Raw genomic sequence first — 20,749 nt, forward strand, 5'->3', positions numbered from 1 at the left:
GCGCGCGCATCCCCGCAATCGCCGGAGCCTGCTCCGGCGATTGCCGCCCCGCGTGCGTATTGTCTGCTGGCCGCCGGCCTACTCGTTGGCTTCCGGCGGCAGGAAGTCCACCTCGTGCTCGGCGGAAATGCGCACCACTTCGACGGGGTCCTGCAGATTGTGCAGCTTCTCGAACAGCGCCTCGAGCTTCTGCATCGGCGATACCCAGAACAGCGCCCGCGCCGGCTTATCGGATTTGTTGAAATAGCCGTGCGGAATGCCGCGCGGCATGCGCACCAGGTCGCCGGCCTTGGCCTGCACCCAGACGCCGTCGAGCTTGAGGTCGAGCACGCCCTCCTGCACCAGGATGAACTCGTCCTGGGTCGGGTGGATGTGCACCGGCACGAACTGGCCGGGATCGCTGTTGGTCTCGAATGCGAAGGTCGAGTCGGTGACGGCCTTCGGATAATAGACCTGGCCCAGGATATTCCAGGTTTTGCCGCCGTAGCCGGTGCCGGTTCGGGTAATGCCTTTTTCGAGCGCGCCCATGTCAGCCTCTCCAGTTTTGGATGCGTATTGCCGACACGAGCCTGTCGCCAGCCGGTGCGGCTGTCTAGCCGATAAACGAATCCGCAGCCGGCGCGACCATGCTGCAATGCGGCAGCGTCGAGCCCGGAAGCCTCTGCCCAATGCCGCCGCATCCGCCTGCGCGCCGATCGGGCAGTTTGCGCGACGAAACGGCGTTCCCCTTTGCCGACGGATGCACTAGGCTGCATGATGTTTTAGACCTCAAACAACTCCGGACGGCCGGCGTGATTGCTGTTGGCAACGAGGTTTCGGCAAGGGCCAGTTCGACAAGCGCAAGGCTGAAGGATTTCGCGCGCGTCGCGACCGCGCGTGTCGACGACGCGGCTGAAGCGATCGGGCGCATCTTCTGTCCGCACGATCTGACGCCGGTCGATCATTCGGAGCGCGATTTCTCCGCGCACCACAATTGCGCCGGGTTCGACGGGTTCTCGGTCAACTATGTCGCCTATGGCGGATCGGTCGCGATCAATCCGGGCTGCCTCGACCGCTTCTTCCTGTTGCAGATGCCGCTGTCCGGCTCGGCCGTGGTGCGGACCGCCGCACGCGAGCTCACCACCGGGCCGCAACACTGTGCCTCGCTGCTGTCGCCGACCATTCCGACCGAGATGACCTGGCGCGACGACTGCGCCCAGCTCATCGTGCTGCTCGACCGCAAGCTGGTCGAGCATCGCGCCGCAGCGCTTGGCGGGGTGGCGGTCCGGCCGATCGAGTTCGATCCGGCCGTCGGACTGAGCGGGCCACTCGGGCGGGCGCTCTCGGCCAGGATCGAGCAGCTCGTGACGACAGCCGAGCAGATCGGGCCGCACAAGAGCTTGTCCGCGGTCGCGGCGGCCGATTGGCGCGAGTCCTTTCTCAATGTTTTGCTCAACGAGCAGCGGCACAGCCTGAGCTCGGCGATCGATGTCTTCAACGGCCGCGCTGAAGCCCAGCCGGCGGCGCTAAAGCGCGTGCGGGCCCATCTCGAGACCCGCGCGACCGAGCCGCTGGATCTCGCCGCGCTTGCGGAGATCGCAGGCACCGGTGTCCGCGCGCTGCAACTCGGCTTCCGCCGTCACTTCGGCACCACCGTTTCCGAGATGCTGCTCGACATCCGCCTCGCCCATCTCAACGCCCGCCTCAAGACGGCGCGGACGGGCGAACGCATCGTCGATATTGCGTTCGATCTCGGCTTTACCCATCTGAGCCGGATGGCGAGCGCCTACCGCGCCAAGTTCGGCGAGAGCCCGAAGGCGACGCTGCAGCGGCTGAGCTGAGCCGACCCGGGTAACGATCAGCGGCTAGAGCTTCGGTTCTGATTGAATCACAACCGAAGCTCTAGATTCTTGTCGCGACGCGTCTTCTTCACGCGAACCGGTGTCCACTTCGCTCGAAAACGCTCTAGCGGTGAAATGGCGCCGTCTTTGCCTGGCCTGAAAAATCGGTAGTTGGTGGTTCGATCCGCTTGGTCTGCCTGACCATATGCACGCTCGTCACCTGCTGCGAACGCTGTGCGTATTTTGTTGGTGCGCTGGCGGATGCGCCGCCGTAGGCGGCAGGTGCCATCAACACGGCAATCGCAAGGGCACTGATCATTGTGGCAAGGGACTTCAGCATCGCACCCTCCAAGAGGCTGAGACACATCCGAACAGCAACAGGCGTTTCCGGTCGACGCCTCTGCTCGGCGTCTTGTTGACGATGCGGAATGCTGGTTCCAATTTCTGTGAATCGCAACAATAATCATCAGTTGCTGATTTTTTGGACAAGCGACCGCGTCGATCAGGAAAGCGGCACCCGACGATGCCCAGCCAATTGCGGTGCAACGCGAGTTGCGGACGGCGCAGGCTCCAGCGTTCGCGTCACCTGCTCCGCCCAGCCGTCCCTTCAGACGGAGGGCCGCGACGGTCGTCTTCCGCCGCACCCGCCGGTAGTCGGCAGAATTCCCGCGCCATCCGCTCCGCTTCGACCGCGGCATATCCCGGCGGAACGATCATGTCGATCAAACCCGCTTCATAGGCTCGCTCCGCGCGCATCGGACGTCCGGGAACGAGCATCGCAAAGGCACGGTGCTGAGCAAGCCGTCGGGGAATGAGCAGGCTCATCGCGCCGTCCGGGACCAGATCATGAGATTCGAGGGGCGAGGCAAACGTCGTGGATGTGGCAGCGATGACCTCGTCGCAATAGAACACAATGGCCGTACCGATGCCTGCCGCCGCTCCCTCGACGGCGGCGATGATCGGTTTTGCATTGCTGGCGAGCGTGTGTAGGAGGCCGGTCACGCTCGGCAACAGAAATCCTTCCGACCCGGCGCCACCGACAGCATGGTGTTCTGCGGCCTCGCTGCCTGCCGCGAAGCCATCGAACCCGCCGGCGACGACGATGCAGCGGATGGCAGGATTGCGCTGCGCCGATTCGATGGCCTTCGTCATGGCGAGACACAAGTCATCCGCGCGCGCGTTGATCCCTTCCGGGCGCAACACCGCAATCGTCCGCACCGCTGCTTCCTCGCTGACCACGACGCGTCCGGCCACCGGGTCAATTCTCCGCCGGTGCACGCCACATCGGAGATTTCGGGCCGCCGTAGTAGCGCATTTGAGAGCCACCGACGGTGTCCCCCGTCGGCGGCGTGATGTCGCTGACACAGCCAGCGACCGTGGCGCAGACGCCGGCGAGCACAACGACGCGCAGCAGCAGCTGTCTAGATGTCGAGATCGTCACAGCATCCTCCTCACGCTCTCGCGCTGCTTCAGTACTTCGCGACGACTGGCCCGCCGAACTTGTAGTCGAGACCTACCGTCACGACGGAAAACGTGCTGTCGACGGAGTAGGGAATCTGGCCGTTCAGCGGCGCAGCGCGCTCGTACCGGCCGAAGTCGTAATAGCGATACTCGAACTTGCCGATCAGGTTGTTGGTGATCGCATAGGCGATACCGCCGCCCGCGGTCAGACCGCTTCGGTTGGCGTTGAACTGATCGACACCGAACACCGGATCGGTGTTGGTGTGCTGGAGCTCGCCATAAGCCCAGCCGCCGGTAAAGAAAAGCAGCAAGCGGTCGACCGCAATGCCGCCGCGCGCCCGGAGGGTGAAGCCGTCGCGGAGATTGGTCGCATCAACCGAGCCGATCGGCAAGGTGCCGGCGTTGAACTGGTCGACATCGCTGCCCTTGATGCCGGACCAGAAGCCGTCGGCTTCCACGCCGACCACGATACTCCCGCTCTGGACGTTGTAGCCGATCTCGCCGCCGGCGATGCCTCCAGTGGAGGAATAGTTGATAGTGTAGTTGGCAAAGCCGGCCGGCCCGAGTGCGTTGTTGAGATTGTGGTTGCCGTATCCCCCGCCGCCGAACACGCCGACATAGAAGCCGGACCAGTCGTAGGCCGGCGCCGCGATCGCCGGCGCCTTGGTGTAGAGGGGAAGGTCCGCGCTTCTTGCCGGAGAGGCGAGCAGCAGCGCTCCGAGTGCTGCGGTGGTGATGAAAACGTGCTTCATTGAAGATCTCCTAATTTCTGATGAGGGCGCCACGCGATCTGGTCGACGTGGCGCCGCCTCCGGATCAGAAGTGAATGATGATGTCGGCCGAACCGATCAGGGCGAAATTCTTGGTCGGCGCGATTCCGAGGTTGGAATTGCCGTTGAACGCATTCGCATCGAGCGACCTGTAGTAGGAGACCTCGGGCCGGATCTCGATCTGCGGCGAGAACCAGTGCTGCCAGCCGATGCCGGTCTCGACGTAACGCGTCTTCACGCCGGTACGCTGACCCTGCTTGTCGTCGTAGAACTCGATCCGATACGAGATGTTGTCGAGCGGCGACGCCTTGTAGTTCAGGTAAGCGAGATAGGTCTGCACCGACGCCGTGCAGGCGAACACCGTCGCGCTGCTGCACTGGGCGAGGCCAGGCGCGTTGAACGGCAGGTATTGCGGCGAGAACGGCGTGCCACCCGCAGCGAACGCGGCCATCGCAGCCGGATTGTTGGCGTTCAGCACATTGTTCTGATGCAGATTGTAGGTCTCGAACGAGATGTGCCACTGGTCGTTGAACTTGTGATACGCCGTCAGGCCGTACCATTGCAGATTGTTGTAGCCCCAGGTGCCACTGTTGATCGCGTCGGCGACGACGTAGACGCTGTCGTTGCCGGAGTCGCTGGTCCAGCGCACGCCGCCGGTGACGCTCGGTATCGCGCCCGGATCCTTCAGCATGGTGGTGCCGGGGAACAGCGGATTGGGGAACGGGTTGGCGATCTTGGCGCCGGCGTTCCACGGCATGGTGTCGCTGCCGACCGACACGCCCAGTTGCAGCATCCAGTTCTTGGTGACCGCGAGTGTGCTCTGCAGACCCGTGTTGGTGTAGTTGTCGAACGTATACGTCATGGAGTGCGTATACATGTAGTTGTTGGGCGCGAGCTGGGCCTCGATGTCGGGGATCGAGATGAAGCGGCCGAACCGCAGCAGGAGGCCTTCCGCGATCTGCGGAATGAAGACCTCGCCGTAGGCCATCGGCAGGTCGTAGCCGTAGTTCTTGTTCTGGTTCAGGAGCTGATTGCTCCAGAGACCATAGGCGGTCGTGTAGCGATAGTTCTCGCCGTAGATCGGCGCGAGACGGAAGCCCCAGTCGACGTGATCCTTCTGGACGGTGTCGGGCAGGCGCTCGATGTAGACGACCGCCTGGTCGAGCTGGACCGTGTTCGGGTTATAGTCGTAGGCGGCGGGCGCGTTGCCGCCGCGAACCGTGTTGGAGCTCAGATTGCCGCCGGCATTGACCCAGCCATAGACCTGGATGTGCGCATCGTTCATCCACTGTCCGGCAGGCGTGTTGCCGAGCGCCGCCATCAAGGGACTGTCGATCGAGCTCGGCCTCGTCACGCCGATGCTGGTCGAGCCGCCATACGGCCATTCCGTGAACGGCATCGGTGGCGTGCTCTGCGGCGTCGCCGGCCAATAATCACGGCGTGACGGCGGCGCTTTCGGATCCGACGGCGCGGCGTCGTGGCCCCACTCGAGCCGGTAGTAGTTGACGAAGCGCGAGAAGAAGTCGCTGCCGAGATAACCGTCGAGGCACGAATAATTCTTGTAAGGATCGCAGGCGGCGGCGGGCGCCTTCAATAATGGCGGATTGGCGTCCGCTGCGTGGGCCGCGTTGAACAGGCTCACCGCCGCCAACGATACGCCCGCCAAAAACAGTCTCTTCATGATTTTGCCCCAGGATATTGCTACCGACGCTTCGAGCGTTGTCGCGTGTAACGTCTGCGTCATCATTCGTGGGGCGTTGAGAAAAAGGCGATACGGGTCTCCTCGCGCTTTCATTAAGATAAAATATCCGAAACATTCGTCGCCGCGTCGTTTGCTCGCAGAAGCATCAATTGCTCGCGCACCTGCTCAAGGACCCGGCGGAAATCTTGACGTTTTGCGACATTCGCTCGTTGCATTGCGATAGATTTCCAAAACTCTGTGTCATTTCCGCCATAGCTCTGCCAGCATCCGATCTGCGCGCTATTTTATTGCTATGCCGATCGCCCTGAATCGAGATCGAAGATATACGCGCCTCGTGGCTAAGCTCTCGGCATCGAGCGAATCCTTCGCATCGAATGCAATGGAGCGCTGCGCGTCGTGGCGAACGTTACGAATGGTGCGAACGACGTCGCTCTCACCGGCGAAATCAGCGACGTCGATCTTGGCTTTCTGCCGGCCGATCTCACGGCACAGTGCCGCAACCTGATCGAAAGCTATCACGACATTCATGGCTACGCCTGCCTGCCCGATATGCTGTGGCGAGCCCGGCTCGGCCCGTTCATCGAGCGGCATCACGAATTCAGGCAGCGGCTGCGCAAAGCTTCGACCACCCGAAGCGCCAAGAAGTCCAACCAGGGTTTCGTCGAGATCGCGACGGCGATCCTGTCGCTGGAGATTCTGGCAAGCAGCTTTGCGGGCTGGACCGCACTCTATCCGGAGGCCGGTGCGAGCGCGCATGCGGTCCTGAAGCGGCAATCCGGCGGCTCGCAGACCCCGCTGATGGATTTTTATCTCTACCCGCCGAAATATGTCAGTTCGGCCGCGATCGCCAAGCTGACCCCGCCGCGGGTGAACCAGACCAGCGAATTCAGCCTCTACCGCACGTCGAAGCCGGAGCTTGCCGGAGAACGGCTGGCGCTCGGCTATGTCAGCAAGATGTTGCAGAAATCGGACGATGCCGCCCTGCTTGAGCAGCACTGAAGGTGCTTCGCGCCGCCGTCTTGTACTGCTATTCGATCCATGCGGCGGCGCCGGCAATCGCGGATCTCACGCTTCGACTATTTCTTTTATATTTCTCGGCCACCTCAGCAGCATGGATTTTCTATCCGTTCCTGGACAATGCTCGGATCGCTGGGTAGTTGGTGACATCGGAGCAGCAGCCGACGGTCGAACGTTGAACCATTCGCGAGGGCGTGCGCCATTGTGACGGCGCCGGACCCGCGTCTTCAGCGCTCACATCGGATGTTGCGGGGGCGGATTTCGTACAGGCCGAAGCGGCCGTGACGAGGATCTTCCGGTGTCTTGCTCTGCGAAGGCAAAATCCTTGATCTATTCCCTGCCCCTGTTTCAACGGCTCGCGGATATCCACGCGCGCCGCGCGGAAGCGGAGCACGTGTTCGCGCCGGGGTTCGAAGCGAAGCCGCAATTGGTCATGTGGACCGACGTCCTGCCCCTGCTGTGGTCGGTCGGATCGATCGGCATCGTCACAGCGCTGCTGTTTGCGCTCAATGAGCCGATCGCCGCGAACCTGGTGCCAATCGCCTATCTGATCCCCATCATCTATGCGGCCACCCGATGGGGGATCTGGTCGGGCACGCTGGCATCGCTGACCGCGATCGCCGCAGCCGACTTCTTCTTTTTCACACCGCTCTACAGCCTTCGGGTCGACAGTCCACAGGAGGCGATCGATCTGCTCGTCTTCCTCGTCGTCGCGCTGGTGAGCAGCAATCTGGCGTCGCGCCTGCAACAGGAGACCGAAAGGTTGCGGCGCCGCGAGCGGGAGATCCAGCACCTCTACGAATTCTCCAAACGCCTGGCCGCCTGCTTCACCATCTCCGATCTGATCGACGCCGTCAGTCACTATCTGGCCCATACGCTCGGCCAGCGGGCTGCATTGTTCGTCGCGTCCGCGGGAGGTCATTTCGAATCCCCGCCGGAATTGGGAGCCGCTCCGCCGGCCGTGCAGGAGAGCGTAGCGGCGATGACGGCGACGGTCGGCATAACAGATCGCAGCGTCATCGATGAATCGACCCAGGAGGTGTGGCTGCTCCGTGCCGTCGGATCGAAAACCCTGGTGCACGGCGTCATCGCCATCAATGCCGGGCGCGGTACGCGCGAGGCGATCGCGTTGCGCACACGCCGGATCGAGGCGGTGCTGGAGGAGGTTTCGCTGACGCTGCAACGGCTCGATATAGGCAAGGCGATGGACGATGCCAGGATGCATCTGCAGGCCGAATTGTTGCGGGACGCCTTCCATGGCACACTCTCGCATGAACTCTGCTCGCCGCTCGCCGCCATCCAGGGATCGGTGAGCGTCATGCACGCGATGCCGGCCGTCAGCGCCGACGAACGGCTGCGTTCGCTGATCGAGGCGGTTTCGGACGAGGTCGCGCGGCTCGACGGCCACATCCGCAATCTCCTGAATGCGACGCGCGTCACGGCCGGCGGGCTGACGCCTCGTCTCGAATGGTCCGACCCGCGCGACATCGTCAACGCCGCCGTCAAGGCGCGTGCGCCGCGGCTGGCGGCGCACCGCGTCGAGATCGGATTTGACGACGATCTCCCACTGATCAACGTCGATTCCGGCCTGCTCGCGGAGGCTTGTGGCCAGCTGCTCGAGAACGCCGCCAAATACTCCCCGTCCGGGTCGACGATCTCGGTGCAGACCCGACACGTCCCCGGGCGTGTCGTGATGTCGATCATCGACCAGGGGGTTGGCGTCACGCCGGACGAACAGCGCCATCTCGGCCGCAAGTCGTTCCGCAGCCCGCGGCACCAGGCGAGCGTCCCCGGCTCCGGGCTCGGCTTCTGGATCGCATCGACTTTCGTCAAGGCACATGACGGCACCGTCGAGGTCGCGAGCCGCGGCCACGGACTCGGGACGACGGCATCGATCTTGCTACCGGCACCGCAGACCACGGATTCAGATTTGGTGACCTGCGACGATGAGTAAGCCGCGTAACCTCGTCCTGCTGATCGATGACGAACCAAAGATCCGCCGCTTCCTGCGCGCCGGGTTCGAGATTCATGGCTTCTCCGTGGTCGAGGCCGAGAACGCCGCCGACGGGTTGAAGATCGCGACCTTCAATGCGCCCGACCTCGTGATCCTCGATCTCGGTCTGCCGGACCTGCATGGCAGCGAGACGCTGGAGCGGCTGCGCTCCTGGTCCAACGTTCCGGTGATCGTGCTCTCCGTCGAATCCAACGAGGACGAGAAGGTTCGCCTGCTGCAGGCTGGTGCCGATGATTATGTCGTCAAGCCGTTCGGCATGGCCGAGTTGCTGGCGCGGAGCGACGCCGCGTTGCGCCGCTATTTCAAGAGCGCCACCGAGAACCCGGTCGTCGTCGCCGGGCCGCTGTCGGTCGATCTGGTCAGCCGGACCGTCTCGCTCAACCAGGCCAGGATCAAGCTGACGCGGAAGGAGTACCGCCTGCTGCACGTACTTGCCGTACATATCGGCCTGGTGGTGACGCACGATCAGCTGTTGAAGGAGATCTGGACCGGCAACCAGCGCGACAATATCCAGTATCTGCGCATCCTGGTGCGCAAGCTGCGCCAGAAGATCGAGGCCGACCCCAACCAGCCTCGCCTGCTGGTAACGGAGTCCGGGGTTGGCTATCGGCTGGAAAACCGCCTGGAGACCAGCGTGGCGGGCTAACGTCTCCAACGCCCGCCCGCCGGCATATATACAAAAATAATATATTTCCGACCGAGAAAGCCTTAGCGTGCCCGGGAAAGGGGCACGTGGTGCAGTTCCTGATTCAACCGTTTCACTTCCTCGGCTTCGAGGGTCAGAACTGGATGCTGATCGTGGTCGCGCTCGTCGCCGGCTTCGCCCTGTTCGGCTGGAGGACCCGGGACCGGAGCTGAGCGGCTCGGGCTCCGTGGATGTTCCGCGTCCCGGTCCTGCCCATCCGGCCAGTTTCACCGCCAGCCGCGACATCCCAGATTGGGGGAAGCCAACGGAGTTTCCCATGACCGAACCGACCACCCTCGCCTCGCTGTCGTCAGCCCTTTCCGAGACCATTGCGCGCGCTGCGCCCACAATCGTCTCCGTGCATTCGCATCGCGCGCGCGCCTCCGGCTTCGTCTGGAAGACCGGCCTGATCGTCACTGCGGACGAAGCGCTCGCCGACGAGGGCGAGATCGAAATCCAGTTTGCCGACGGCAGCCGCAGGCAAGCCGCCGTCGCCGGACGCGACCACACCACCGACGTCGCGCTGCTGCGCGTCGACGGCGACGTCGCGCCGATCAAGCTGTCGACCGAAATTCCCGCGCTCGGATCGCTCGCGGTGATCGTCGCGGCCGACCGCGGCGCGCCGATCGCGCGGCTCGGCATGGTCTCCCGGTCCGGCGCCGCATGGCGCAGCCTGCGCGGCGGCGAGATCGAAGCGCGGATCGAGCTCGACGTCCGGCTGCGGCACAGCCAGCAGGGCGGGCTGGCGCTGAATGCCGCGGGCGTGCCGTTCGGCATGGCGGTGCTCGGCCCGCGCCGCGTGCTGACGATCCCTGCCGCGACCATCGAGCGGGTCGCAGCCCAGCTCGAGAAGAACGGCCGCATCGCGCGCGGATATCTCGGCGTCGGGCTGCAGCCGGTTCGTCTCGACGACGGCCTCGGCGCAATGGTGATGAATGTCGACAAGGCCGGCCCGTCAGCTGCCGCCGGCATCCGCCAGGGCGACGTGATCATTGCCGCCAACGGCGAGAGGCTGTCGGGCGTGCGGGCGCTGTCGCGCGGCCTCGGGCCGCAGAGCGTCGGCAGCTTGGTCGAGCTCACCGTACATCGCGGCGGCGAGCCGTTGAACTTCAAGGTGACGGTCGGCGAAAGGCCCGAGACGTGAGCAGTGAGCCCACTTCCGACATCATCATCGCACTCGAGATCGACGACCCCGCCCTCGCCGACCGGCTGGCGACGCTGCTCGGCAGCGTCGCCGGCCTGCGGCTTGCCGCGCCGGGCGAACAGGCGACGGCGACGATCGTCGCACGCAACCGAGAGACCGCGGGCGGCGGCGACTTCGAGCTGACGCCGCGCGAGCTCGACGTGCTGGCGCTGCTCGCCGAAGGAGCATCCAACAAGATGATCGCGCAGCGGCTCGGAATTTCGGTCCACACCGCCAAGTTTCATGTCGGCTCCCTGCTCGACAAGCTCGACGCCACCGGCCGCACCGACGCCGTCGCGCATGCAGCGCGGCGCGGGGTGATCAATTTGTGAGGGGGGGGACGTACAAGGTTGATGCTGCCGGATTGACCTATCCCTCCGTCGTCCTGGCGAAAGCCAGGCCCCATAACCACCGCATTCGATGCTGAACCGAACTGTGGCCCCAGCGTCGCGCACCAATTGAGATTTGGGGTAATGGGTCCTGGCTTTCGCCAGGACGACGATGAGTGGGTTGCGCACCCACTGGACAACGACCCCCAACTCGGTGATTGCGGAAAATTCCGTGATGCGGACGTCTAGACCAATTGTGTAGGTAGTCGTCCGGATACAGACGCCTCCTCGATCTGGTTATGCAATCTTCAGCCAACAAGAAGAAACGGCATGAAGAAGCTGATCGATCGTCATCGGGACATTCAATACACGCTCACCAACATCGAACCCGACCTCTGGAGCTGGTCATTCGAAATCAACGGCAAGATCAAGCAAGGCACCACGCGCGCGCGGCTCGGCCTGCTGGCGCAGCGGCGGGTCTGCACGCTGATCGATCGCGAATTGAAGAGCGCGGAACGCGACAAGCCGAAGAAGCCTGACTAGGCCCGGCGGTCGCCGCCGACTTGGCTCAAGACTTGGACTTTGACTCATGACAATGCGAACACGGCCGCAGCGACGTCGAGCCGTGGTCCGGCATATTGCCTGTCGTCCGGTCCATGCTGTCCGCACCCGACGCTCCAGAGCGCGGGCCACGAGAACCGCTCGAGCCCCGTCGCCGATATCGCCGCGAACGACGTCCAGCTGATGTCACCGCGGCGTCGCCACAGCACGCCGCCCGGTCCCATGTCCGGATAGAAGGCGATGTCGAGGTCGAAATCCCGCTCATCGCCGAGATCGGGACCGACCCAGTAATGCGGACTACGCCCGGGCTCGCGGCCGAGGATCAGGGTGAGCGTCTGGTTCGGCCCGCGCAGGCCGAGCCAGAGCGGCGCGATCATGTCAGGCACGGGCGTACATAGCAGCGTTTGCGGCGCGGCGCTTGCCGCGGCCGTGCGGCCCGACAATTTCAGGGCGACCACCGTCGCGGGCGCCGGCGTTCCTGACAGCGGCGCAGGGCTGGTCCCGTGCGGCAATGGCGACCACGCGGCGCGGTCGAGAGAGGGCAGCGGCCATGCGAACTGCTCGCGCACGGCGCCTTCGGTGTCGAGCACCTGACAGCGAAGACCATCCTGATCGAGTGCCGCTTGCACGCAATGCAGGTACTCGACGCCTTCGGGCATCCGGTGCGCGGTGCCCGCGCCCGCCGTGCAGATCTGCAGCACGCCGCGATGGACCTGAACATCGAATGCGAGGATGTGGCTGCACAGATAGGCGGTGACGCCGGCGCCGACCAGAATCTCCCAGAAGCGCGCGCTGTATTCGTGGCCGATCTCGCGCTGATAGCTGCCGCTGAAGCCATTGATCGGGTACACGGGGTGATGACCCAGCACCAGTTTGTGTCGGGCATCCCTGTGCCGGTCGAGCACCGCTTCTAGCCAATCGGTCTCGACATGGCCCTCGCCGCCCAACCCGCTCCACAGCGTGTGCACGAACACCATCACGAGATCGTCGCGGCGGACCCAGTAGGATAGACCCTCCTGACCGGGCGGACCATTGCGCGGCAGCTTCAGCACCTCGCGAAACACCGCCTCGCTCATCTCGTCATAGGTGGTGTGGTTGCCGGTCGTGTGCCACAGCGGCACCGCGCGCCGGTCGAGCCAGGCCATCTCGACCTCGAACCAATGCCGCCACTGCGCGCGCAGCGCGTCGGCATCGGCGGTGAGGCCGATGATCTCGTCGCCGGGGAAGAGAATGAATTCGGGCGCAGGGTGCAGCCGGCGGACCACATTGCTCACCGACGCGAAGGTACGCTCATGCAGCGCACCGGGAATGCCCGAGCAGGCGTCGGCATAGATCACGAACTGGTGGCCCGAGTTTCTAGGTAGCAGAGACGGAATTGAATCACTCATCGCCGGATTGTAACGCGAGGCGGCGCGTCATGCGATGACCATGCCATGATCGAGAGAAAACCACACCGAGACGTGACGTTGCGGAACAGCTGATCTGCCGGCCGGCGCTAGGCGACATCATGCCAAGCTGCTAGCCTTTCGCGCTTCAGATTGCCTTAGTTGAGGGACCGGAGCAAATGGACAACCGTAATGATGTCTGGCGTGGCGTCGACACGATCAAGCCGCGTTTCATCGAATTGAGCGACCGGGTCTGGGCGATGCCCGAGGTCTGCTACACCGAGGCGCGCTCATCCGCCGAACATCTGGCCGAGCTGCGCCACCAGGGTTTCCGCATCACCGAGAACCTCGCCGACATTCCGACCGCGGTGATGGGCGAATGGGGCGAGGGCGGCCCGGTTATCGCCTTCCTCGGCGAATATGACGCCCTGCCCGGCCTCAGCCAGGAGGCCGGCGTCGCCGAACCTCGTCCGGTCGAGAGCGGCGGCCACGGCCATGGCTGCGGCCATAATCTGCTCGGCTCTTCCGCGCTGCTCGCAGCGACCGCGGTGAAGGACTGGCTCGCCGCCAACAAGGTGCCGGGCCGGGTGCGCTATTACGGCTGTCCGGCCGAGGAAGGCGGCGCGGCAAAGGCCTTCATGGTGCGCTGTGGCGCGTTCGAGGACGCCGACATCGCCATCACCTGGCATCCGCACAGTTTCTGGGAGGTCGCCGTGACGCCGTCGCTCGCCAACACCCGTGCCGATTTCATCTTCACCGGGCGAACCTCGCATGCAGCGGCCTCGCCGCATCTCGGCCGTAGCGCGCTCGATGCGGTGGAATTGATGAATGTCGGCGTCAACTACATGCGCGAGCACATGCCGAGCGATGCCCGGGTGCACTATGCGCTGCTCGACACCGGCGGGATTGCACCCAATGTGGTGCAGGCCCATGCCCGCGTGCGCTACTCGATCCGTGCCCGCGACCTGCCCGGCATGAACGAGCTGGTCGAGCGCGTGAACAAGATCGCGCAGGGCGCAGCCCTGATGACCGAGACCAAGATGGAGATGAGGATCATCTCCGCCGTCTCCAACATCCTGCCCAATACCCCGCTGGAGCAGACGCTGCACCGGATCATGGAAGATCTCGGGCCGCCGCATTTCGACGATGCCGACAAGGATTTCGCCGGCAAGATCCGCGCGACCCTGACCGACAAGGACATCGCCTCGGTCTATTACGCGATCGGCATGGAGCCGACCGACCGGCCGCTGGCCGATTTCCTGGTGCCAATCGACGCCAAGCGCAATCCGCTGATCGGCTCGACCGATGTCGGTGACGTCAGCTGGGTGGTGCCGACGGTGCAGGTCCATGCACCGACGGTTGCAATCGGCACGCCGTTCCACACCTGGCAGGTTGTGGCGCAGGGCAAGACGCCTGCCGCACACAAGGCGATGGTGCAGGCCGCCAAGGCGATGGCCGGCCTCGGCGTCAAGGCGCTGATGGAGCCAGAGCTGATCGCGGCCGCCAAGGCCGACCTCAAGAAGCGGACCACCCGAACACCTTATATCAGTCCGCTGCCGGCGAATGTTGCACCGCCGTTGGACATGTCGGTCGCCTGAGCGCCGCATCTGCGGCCGGGCCTGCGCGTCGATGCGAGGCCCGGCCAGCACCTATTCTGATCCGATTGGATCGGAGCGGGGCCTCTGGATTTTTGCTTTGACGCGGTTTCGTCGCGCGAACCGGCACCCGCTTCGCTCGAAAACGCGCGCGCGTGACAAAAAAGCATCTCGGAACAAAGGATAACGAACAAATTTTCCGCACTGCGAGGCGCGCGCAGGCGCGCTTTGGCACCGAAATGCCGAACCGATGTGCGGCGCGGAGCGGTTCTGCACAAGCGATAGCCAAAAGACCTAGTCGCTGAACCTCGGGAGGCGTTGACCTTCGCGGTCATTCGGTGTGCCATCTGCCGCCAGCACGGCGGCCGGTTCCAAGGCCCGCCGCAATCACACGTGAGCCGGACCGAGGGGACAATGTTCGACAACAATCTGCGCGGGATGATCGACGACGTAAGGGACGGACGGATGGACCGCCGCGCCTTCGTCAAGCGAATGATTGCCGTCGGCCTCACCGCGCCGTTGGCGAACCAGATTCTGGCGATCGGCGGCGTCGCGATGGCGCAGAGCCCCAACCCCTACAAGCCGACCAAGCGCGGCGGCGGCGGTCCACTGAAGCTGTTGTGGTGGCAGGGCCCGACCCTGCTCAATCCGCATTTCGCCACCGGCACCAAGGACCAGGACGGCTCGCGCATCTTCTACGAGCCGCTCGCCAGCTGGGACGTCGACGGCCATCTCAACCCGATCCTCGCCGCCGAGATCCCCTCGATCCAGAATGGCGGACTCGCCGCCGACGCCAAATCGGTGGTCTGGAAACTCAAACCCGGCGTCAAATGGCATGACGGGAAGCCGTTCAGCGCCGACGACGTCGTCTTCACCTGGGAATATGCCAGCGACCCAGCGACGGCCGCGGTCTCGAGCGCGACGTACGCCGGCATGACCGTGGAGAAGGTCGACGACCTCACGGTCCGCATCAAGTTCAAGGATCCGACGCCGTTCTGGGCCAACGCGTTCGTCGGCGCCTATGGCTGCATCATTCCGAAACACCTGTTCGCGGAATTCAAGGGCGGCAAGTCGCGCGAGGCGTCGACCAATCTGAAGCCGGTCGGCACCGGACCCTACAAGTTCATCGAATTCAAGCCGGGCGACCTGATCCGCGGCGAGATCAATCAAGACTACCACATGGCGAACCGGCCCTATTTCGACACGATCGAGATGAAGGGCGGTGGCGACGCGGTCTCGGCGGCGCGCGCGGTGATCCAGACCGGCGAATATGATTTCGCCTGGAACATCCAGGTCGAGGACGAGGTGCTGCTGCGGCTGGAGAAGGGCGGCAAGGGCAAGACGCTCTATGCCGTCGGCGGCGACATCGAATTCATCGCCATCAACTTCACCGATCCCAACACCGAGGTCGACGGCGAACGCTCGTCGATGAAGACCAAGCATCCGATCCTGTCCGACCCGCGCGTGCGCCAGGCGCTCGCGCTGCTGGTCGACCGCGACTCCATCAAGAAGGTGATCTACGGCCGCGCCGGCCGCGCCACCGCCAACTATCTCAACGGCCCCGAGGAGTTCGTCTCCAAGAACACCAAATGGGAGTTCTCGGTCGAGAAGGCGAGCGCGCTGCTCGAGCAGGCCGGCTGGAAGGCGGGCTCCGATGGCATCCGCGAGAAGGACGGCAAGAAGCTGAAGCTTTTGTACCAGACCTCGATCAACGGGCCGCGGCAGAAGACCCAGGCGATCGTCAAGCAGGCCTGCCAGAAGGCCGGCATCGACGTCGAGCTGAAATCGGTGGTGGCCTCGGTGTTCTTCTCCTCCGACGTCGCCAACCCCGACACCTACTCCCATTTCTATGCCGACATCGAGATGTTCCAGATCCCGATGACGCAACCCGATCCGGCCCTGCACATGCGCCGCTATCATTCGCGCAACGTCGCCACCAAGGAGAACAAGTGGCAGGGACCGAACTTCCCGCGCTGGGTCAACAAGGATTTCGACGCCGCCGTCGATGCCGCCGATACCGAGACCGATCCGATCAAGCGCGCGGATCTCTACATCAAGTGCAACGATCTGATGTGGCAGGACACGGTGATGATCCCGGTGATGCATCGGCTTGCGGTGGAAGCCTGCTCCAACACGGTACGGCCCGCGCTCTCCGGCTGGGCCAACCAAACCGACAATCTGCAAGACTGGTATCGTGAAACCTGAGACACGGGGACGGGTTCGGAGTTGAGTGGGTGCATCTTCTCTCCCCGTTCTTTCGGGGAGAGGGGCTCCAACCGCAAATGCCGTGAGAGATGAGTTCTTGGAGAGTCCCCCTCGCCCGGAATTCAAGCTGTGCTTGAATTCCGACCTCTCCCCGCACGGGGGCGAGGTGAAGCTCGCCTTTCGACTGGAAGCAAGATCAACGTGCTCAAGGTGCGAGCGTTAGTCAGATGATCTCTCGATGAGTCAGTATATCCTGCGCCGTCTGATGATCGCGATCCCGAGCCTGCTCGGGATTTCGGTCGTGCTGTTCGTCGTGCTGGCGCTCGCGCCGGGCGATCCGTTCAGCGAGCTCGCGACCAATCCGAACGTGCCGCCCGAGGTACAGGCCGCGCTGCGCACCAAGTTCGGGCTCGATGATCCGATCTACCTCCGCTATCTGCACTGGCTTGCGGCGATGGCGCAGGGCGACTGGGGCTTCTCCTTTGTCAGCCGGATCAACGTCGACACGCTGATTCTGCAACGGCTGCCGACCACGCTCTACGTGATCGGCTCGGCGCAGCTGCTGGCGCTGCTGATCGCGATCCCGGTCGGCGTCTATGCCGCCACCCGGCCGTATTCGCTGTTCGACCAGCTCGCCAACACCTTCGCCTTCATCGGTTTCTCGCTGCCGACCTTCTTCACCGGCATCCTGTTCATCCTGGTGTTCTCGGTGAAGCTGGACTGGCTGCCCTTCGTCTACACCGACGTGCCCGGCAGCGGCATCCCCTGGCTGCTGGAGATGATCCGGCAGGCCATCATGCCGGTGATGGTGCTCGGCCTGTTCCAGGCGGCGTCGATGACCCGCTTCGTGCGCTCGGCGATGCTCGACGTGATCCGGCTCGACTATGTCACCACCGCGCGCGCCAAGGGGCTCGGGCAGGCCAAGGTGATCGTCAAGCATGTGATGCGCAACGCGATGATCCCGGTCGTCACGCTCATCGCACTTCAAATGCCCGCCGTGTTCGGCGGCGCCATCGTCACCGAGCAGATCTTCCGGATTCCCGGCATCGGCTCGCTCTTGATTTCGTCCATCCTCGCCAACGATACGCCGGTCGTGATGGCCGTGACCTTCGTGTTCGCGTGTCTCGTGGTGCTCTTCAACCTGATTGCAGATGTCCTCTATGGCTGGCTTGACCCTCGCATCTCCTTCCGCTGAGCGGCGCGGCTACTCGCCCTGGCGCGAAACCTGGCGGCGCTACCGCCGGCACAGGCCTGCCGTGGTCAGCGCCGTGCTGCTGCTGCTTTTGATCGCGGCCGTCGTGATCGGCCCGTTCGTCTGGCGGGTCTCGATGAGCGACATCGACGTGGTGGCAGGCATGCAGGGCCCCTCGCTGGCGCATCCGTTCGGCACCGACGATCTCGGCCAGGACCTGCTCGCCCGCATGATCTATGGCGGCCGCATCTCGCTCGCGGTCGGCCTCGCCGCGATGCTGGTCTCGGTGTTCGTCGGCACGCTGATCGGCGCGCTCTCCGGCATGTCGCGCGGCCCGCTCGGCTATGCGCTGATGTGGCTGACCGACCTGTTCCTGTCGCTGCCGCAACTGCCGCTGCTCTTGATGCTGATCTATCTGTTCCGCGACGGGCTCAAGGCCGTGTTCGGCCCGGAGGGCGGCATCTTCATCCTGATCGTGCTTGTGATCGGCGGCCTGCGCTGGATGCCGGTCGCGCGCCTGGTGCGCGCCCAGTTCCTCTCCCTGCGCGAAAAGGAATTCGTCGAGGCGGCGCGCGCGCTCGGTGCGAGCCCGGTCCGGCAGGTGGTGCGCCACATCCTGCCCAATGCGCTGGGACCTGTGATCATCGCCGGCACGATCGACGTTGCCGCCGCGATCATCGCCGAATCGACACTCTCGTTCCTCGGCCTCGGCTTTCCGCCGGATACGCCGACCTGGGGCCGCATCCTCTATGACGCCAAGGACTTTCTCGATATCGGCCCGCACTGGGCGCTGTTTCCGGGCGGCGCGATCTTCATCGCGGTCGTCGCCATCAACTTCATCGGCGACGGGCTGCGCGACGCGCTCGACGCCCGCAAGGTGATCTGATGGCGCTGCTCGACATCAAGGGTCTGAAAACCCATTTCACCACCGACGACGGCATCGTTCAGGCGGTCGACGGCGTCGACATCAGCATCAACCGCGGCGAGACGCTGTGCGTGGTCGGCGAATCCGGCTGCGGCAAGACCGTCACGGCGATGTCGATCCTGAAGCTGATCGCGATGCCGCCGGGCAAGATCGTCGCAGGCGAGATCATGTTCGAGGGCCGCGATCTGGCGCCGCTGACCAGCCATCAGCTCGACGAGATCAGGGCCAAGGAGATCGGCTTCATCTTCCAGGAGCCGATGACCTCGCTTAATCCGGTACTGACCATCGGCGAGCAGATCGCCGAGAGCTTGCGCCGCCACGAGGCGGTGACCAGGAAGCAGGCGCTCGAGCGCACCATCGAGATGCTGCAGTTGGTGCAGATCCCCAATGCCGCGGGCCGCGTGCATCACTATCCGCACCAGTTCTCCGGCGGCATGCGCCAGCGCGTGATGATCGCGATGGCGCTGGCCTGCCGGCCCAAGCTCGTGATCGCGGACGAGCCGACCACCGCGCTCGACGTCACCATCCAGGCGCAGATCCTCGACCTGCTGCAGGACATGAAGGAGCGCCTCGGCATGGCGGTGATGCTGATCACCCACGCGATGGGCGTGGTCGCGGAGACCGCGCAGCGCGTCGTCGTGATGTATGCCGGCAAGGTTGTGGAAGAAGCGCCGGTCGACGAATTGTTCGGCAATCCGAGCCATCCCTACACCCAGGGCCTGATCCGCTCGATCCCGCGCATCGATCTCGACGCCGAGCACAAGACCCGGCTGGAAGCGATCGGCGGCTCGGTGCCGATCCTGATCAACCCGCCGCCCGGCTGCCGTTTCGCTTCCCGCTGCAAACACGCCATGAGCATCTGCACCGAGCAGGAGCCGCACCTGCGCGAGATCGCGCCCGGCCATCGCATGGCCTGCCACCTCGGAGACGCGTCATGAGCGAGCCGCTGCTGCGCGTCAGCAATCTGAAGAAGCACTTTCCGGTGCTCGGCGGCCTGTTGTCGCGCGAGGTCGGCCAGGTCTATGCGGTCGATGGCGTGTCGTTTGCGGTCAACCGCGGCGAGACGCTGGGGCTGGTCGGCGAATCCGGTTGCGGCAAGTCGACCACCGGGCGTTGCGTATTGCGGCTGATCGAGCCGACCTCCGGCGAAGTCGTGTTCGACGGCCAGAACGTGATCGGGCTTGGCGGCGGCGACCTGCGCGCCATGCGGCGCAACATGCAGCTGGTATTCCAGGACCCGTTCGCCTCGCTCAACCCGCGCATGACGGTCGGCGCGATCCTCGCCGAACCCTTCATCATCCATAACCTCGTGACCTCGGCCAGCGAGCGCGAGGACCGCGTCGCGCGCCTTCTGGTCAAGGTCGGGCTGAAGGCCGAGCACATGCGGCGCTATCCGCATGAATTTTCCGGCGGCCAGCGCCAGCGCATCGCGATCGCCCGCGCGCTAACGCTGGAGCCGAAGCTGATCGTGTGCGACGAGCCGGTCTCGGCACTCGACGTCTCGATCCAGGCCCAGGTCATCAACCTGCTCGAGGATCTGCAGGCCGAGCTGAACCTCACCTATCTGTTCGTGGCCCACGATCTCTCCGTCGTCGAGCACATCTCCGACCGCGTCGCGGTGATGTATCTCGGCCGCATCGTCGAGCTCGCCAAGGCCAGCGATCTCTACCGCAACCCGCAGCATCCCTACACCAAGGCACTGCTGTCGGCGGTGCCGGTGGCGGATCCCAAGGCGAAAAAGCTGCGCATCCGCCTCAAGGGCGACGTGCCGAGCCCGATGAATCCGCCGAAGGGCTGCCACTTCCACACCCGCTGCCCGATCGCCGAAGAGCGTTGCCGCCAGAGCGCGCCGGAGCTGCGCGAAGGCAGCAACGGGCATTTTGTGGCGTGCCATCTGGCGTGAGG

At 64.3% G+C, this 20,749-nt stretch carries 21 protein-coding genes; 14 read left to right on the forward strand and 7 right to left on the reverse strand.

Translation table 11 applies throughout. The annotated features are described in order from the left end of the window. Positions 1-78: 78 nt before the first annotated feature. A complete protein-coding gene (locus HU230_RS24680; protein WP_173638340.1) occupies positions 79-528 on the reverse strand; it encodes a cupin domain-containing protein in 450 nt (149 codons plus the stop codon). 263 nt (positions 529-791) lie between these two features. Between HU230_RS24680 and HU230_RS24685 the strand changes: the two genes are divergently transcribed. Next, complete coding sequence (locus HU230_RS24685; protein ID WP_224943534.1) at positions 792-1,820, forward strand: AraC family transcriptional regulator; 1,029 nt, start codon at positions 792-794, stop codon at positions 1,818-1,820. Between the two features lie 124 nt (positions 1,821-1,944). On the opposite strand, the gene HU230_RS24690 is transcribed toward HU230_RS24685, so the two are convergent. From HU230_RS24690 to HU230_RS24710, 5 genes are all read right to left on the reverse strand, one after another. Further along, on the reverse strand, positions 1,945-2,160 hold the full coding sequence (locus HU230_RS24690) for a hypothetical protein (protein WP_176529461.1): 216 nt from the start codon (positions 2,158-2,160) through the stop codon (positions 1,945-1,947). A gap of 242 nt (positions 2,161-2,402) precedes the next feature. Further along, positions 2,403-3,074 (reverse strand): enoyl-CoA hydratase/isomerase family protein, encoded by a 672-nt coding sequence (locus tag HU230_RS24695; protein ID WP_176529460.1) that lies wholly within the window; start codon positions 3,072-3,074, stop codon positions 2,403-2,405. 4 nt (positions 3,075-3,078) lie between these two features. Next, a complete protein-coding gene (locus HU230_RS24700; RefSeq protein ID WP_173638344.1) occupies positions 3,079-3,261 on the reverse strand; it encodes a hypothetical protein in 183 nt (60 codons plus the stop codon). Between the two features lie 28 nt (positions 3,262-3,289). Beyond that, the gene (locus tag HU230_RS24705; protein WP_176529459.1) at positions 3,290-4,033 is read right to left on the reverse strand and encodes an outer membrane protein; all 744 of its coding nucleotides are present in this window, start codon (positions 4,031-4,033) and stop codon (positions 3,290-3,292) included. Positions 4,034-4,097: 64 nt separating this feature from the next. Beyond that, complete coding sequence (locus tag HU230_RS24710; RefSeq protein WP_176529458.1) at positions 4,098-5,732, reverse strand: outer membrane beta-barrel protein; 1,635 nt, start codon at positions 5,730-5,732, stop codon at positions 4,098-4,100. 417 nt (positions 5,733-6,149) lie between these two features. Here HU230_RS24710 and HU230_RS24715 point away from each other — a divergent pair, with 417 nt between their 5' ends. From HU230_RS24715 to HU230_RS24740, 7 genes are all read left to right on the forward strand, one after another. Next, entirely contained in the window at positions 6,150-6,752 is a 603-nt protein-coding gene (locus HU230_RS24715; RefSeq protein ID WP_176529457.1) for a hypothetical protein, read from the forward strand. 343 nt (positions 6,753-7,095) lie between these two features. Further along, positions 7,096-8,724 carry a sensor histidine kinase gene (locus HU230_RS24720; RefSeq protein ID WP_176529456.1) on the forward strand — a complete coding sequence of 543 codons (1,629 nt, stop codon included), beginning with the start codon at positions 7,096-7,098 and terminating at the stop codon, positions 8,722-8,724. Next, positions 8,717-9,430: a response regulator gene (locus HU230_RS24725; RefSeq protein ID WP_176529455.1), complete on the forward strand. Its 714-nt coding sequence runs from the start codon at positions 8,717-8,719 to the stop codon at positions 9,428-9,430. The genes HU230_RS24720 and HU230_RS24725 overlap by 8 nt, the downstream gene beginning before the upstream one ends. 86 nt (positions 9,431-9,516) lie before the next feature. After that, positions 9,517-9,642 carry a hypothetical protein gene (locus tag HU230_RS43670; protein ID WP_263010108.1) on the forward strand — a complete coding sequence of 42 codons (126 nt, stop codon included), beginning with the start codon at positions 9,517-9,519 and terminating at the stop codon, positions 9,640-9,642. 104 nt (positions 9,643-9,746) lie between these two features. Next, a complete protein-coding gene (locus HU230_RS24730) occupies positions 9,747-10,613 on the forward strand; it encodes a S1C family serine protease (protein WP_176529454.1) in 867 nt (288 codons plus the stop codon). Further along, positions 10,610-10,984 carry a response regulator transcription factor gene (locus tag HU230_RS24735; protein WP_176529453.1) on the forward strand — a complete coding sequence of 125 codons (375 nt, stop codon included), beginning with the start codon at positions 10,610-10,612 and terminating at the stop codon, positions 10,982-10,984. The genes HU230_RS24730 and HU230_RS24735 overlap by 4 nt, the downstream gene beginning before the upstream one ends. 327 nt (positions 10,985-11,311) lie before the next feature. Then, positions 11,312-11,524: a hypothetical protein gene (locus HU230_RS24740; RefSeq protein WP_092116598.1), complete on the forward strand. Its 213-nt coding sequence runs from the start codon at positions 11,312-11,314 to the stop codon at positions 11,522-11,524. A gap of 44 nt (positions 11,525-11,568) precedes the next feature. Here the strand turns inward: HU230_RS24740 and HU230_RS24745 are convergent, their stop codons facing one another. Then, complete coding sequence (locus tag HU230_RS24745; RefSeq protein ID WP_176529452.1) at positions 11,569-12,930, reverse strand: metallophosphoesterase family protein; 1,362 nt, start codon at positions 12,928-12,930, stop codon at positions 11,569-11,571. A 176-nt stretch (positions 12,931-13,106) separates the two neighbouring features. On the opposite strand from HU230_RS24745, the gene HU230_RS24750 reads away from it, so the two are divergent. The 6 genes from HU230_RS24750 (at position 13,107) to HU230_RS24775 (ending at position 20,747) form a co-directional block, all read left to right on the forward strand. Continuing rightward, positions 13,107-14,525 carry a M20 family metallopeptidase gene (locus HU230_RS24750; RefSeq protein ID WP_176529451.1) on the forward strand — a complete coding sequence of 473 codons (1,419 nt, stop codon included), beginning with the start codon at positions 13,107-13,109 and terminating at the stop codon, positions 14,523-14,525. A 411-nt stretch (positions 14,526-14,936) separates the two neighbouring features. Next, a complete protein-coding gene (locus HU230_RS24755; protein ID WP_176529450.1) occupies positions 14,937-16,727 on the forward strand; it encodes a peptide ABC transporter substrate-binding protein in 1,791 nt (596 codons plus the stop codon). A 238-nt stretch (positions 16,728-16,965) separates the two neighbouring features. Continuing rightward, positions 16,966-17,922: an ABC transporter permease gene (locus HU230_RS24760; protein WP_092116606.1), complete on the forward strand. Its 957-nt coding sequence runs from the start codon at positions 16,966-16,968 to the stop codon at positions 17,920-17,922. Then, complete coding sequence (locus tag HU230_RS24765) at positions 17,888-18,805, forward strand: ABC transporter permease (RefSeq protein ID WP_176529449.1); 918 nt, start codon at positions 17,888-17,890, stop codon at positions 18,803-18,805. Before HU230_RS24760 ends, HU230_RS24765 begins: the two co-directional genes overlap by 35 nt. Further along, positions 18,802-19,782, forward strand: coding sequence for an ABC transporter ATP-binding protein (locus HU230_RS24770; protein WP_176534884.1), 981 nt, complete (start codon positions 18,802-18,804; stop codon positions 19,780-19,782). Before HU230_RS24765 ends, HU230_RS24770 begins: the two co-directional genes overlap by 4 nt. Next, positions 19,779-20,747 carry an ABC transporter ATP-binding protein gene (locus tag HU230_RS24775; protein WP_176529448.1) on the forward strand — a complete coding sequence of 323 codons (969 nt, stop codon included), beginning with the start codon at positions 19,779-19,781 and terminating at the stop codon, positions 20,745-20,747. The genes HU230_RS24770 and HU230_RS24775 overlap by 4 nt, the downstream gene beginning before the upstream one ends. Positions 20,748-20,749 lie beyond the last annotated feature (2 nt).

Origin of the sequence: Bradyrhizobium quebecense, assembly GCF_013373795.3 — a bacterium.
Classification (GTDB): domain Bacteria; phylum Pseudomonadota; class Alphaproteobacteria; order Rhizobiales; family Xanthobacteraceae; genus Bradyrhizobium; species Bradyrhizobium quebecense.

Excerpts from the sequence above, each read along its gene's own strand:
- HU230_RS24690 (WP_176529461.1), bottom strand. The coding sequence starts at position 2,160 with ATGCTGAAGTCCCTTGCCACAATGATCAGTGCCCTTGCGATTGCCGTG.
- HU230_RS24680 (WP_173638340.1), bottom strand. The coding sequence starts at position 528 with ATGGGCGCGCTCGAAAAAGGCATTACCCGAACCGGCACCGGCTACGGC.
- HU230_RS24750 (WP_176529451.1), top strand. The coding sequence starts at position 13,107 with ATGGACAACCGTAATGATGTCTGGCGTGGCGTCGACACGATCAAGCCG.
- HU230_RS24755 (WP_176529450.1), top strand. The coding sequence starts at position 14,937 with ATGTTCGACAACAATCTGCGCGGGATGATCGACGACGTAAGGGACGGA.
- HU230_RS24725 (WP_176529455.1), top strand. The coding sequence starts at position 8,717 with ATGAGTAAGCCGCGTAACCTCGTCCTGCTGATCGATGACGAACCAAAG.
- HU230_RS24775 (WP_176529448.1), top strand. The coding sequence starts at position 19,779 with ATGAGCGAGCCGCTGCTGCGCGTCAGCAATCTGAAGAAGCACTTTCCG.
- HU230_RS24740 (WP_092116598.1), top strand. The coding sequence starts at position 11,312 with ATGAAGAAGCTGATCGATCGTCATCGGGACATTCAATACACGCTCACC.
- HU230_RS24730 (WP_176529454.1), top strand. The coding sequence starts at position 9,747 with ATGACCGAACCGACCACCCTCGCCTCGCTGTCGTCAGCCCTTTCCGAG.
- HU230_RS24760 (WP_092116606.1), top strand. The coding sequence starts at position 16,966 with ATGAGTCAGTATATCCTGCGCCGTCTGATGATCGCGATCCCGAGCCTG.
- HU230_RS24765 (WP_176529449.1), top strand. The coding sequence starts at position 17,888 with ATGGCTGGCTTGACCCTCGCATCTCCTTCCGCTGAGCGGCGCGGCTAC.
- HU230_RS24745 (WP_176529452.1), bottom strand. The coding sequence starts at position 12,930 with ATGAGTGATTCAATTCCGTCTCTGCTACCTAGAAACTCGGGCCACCAG.
- HU230_RS24710 (WP_176529458.1), bottom strand. The coding sequence starts at position 5,732 with ATGAAGAGACTGTTTTTGGCGGGCGTATCGTTGGCGGCGGTGAGCCTG.
- HU230_RS24705 (WP_176529459.1), bottom strand. The coding sequence starts at position 4,033 with ATGAAGCACGTTTTCATCACCACCGCAGCACTCGGAGCGCTGCTGCTC.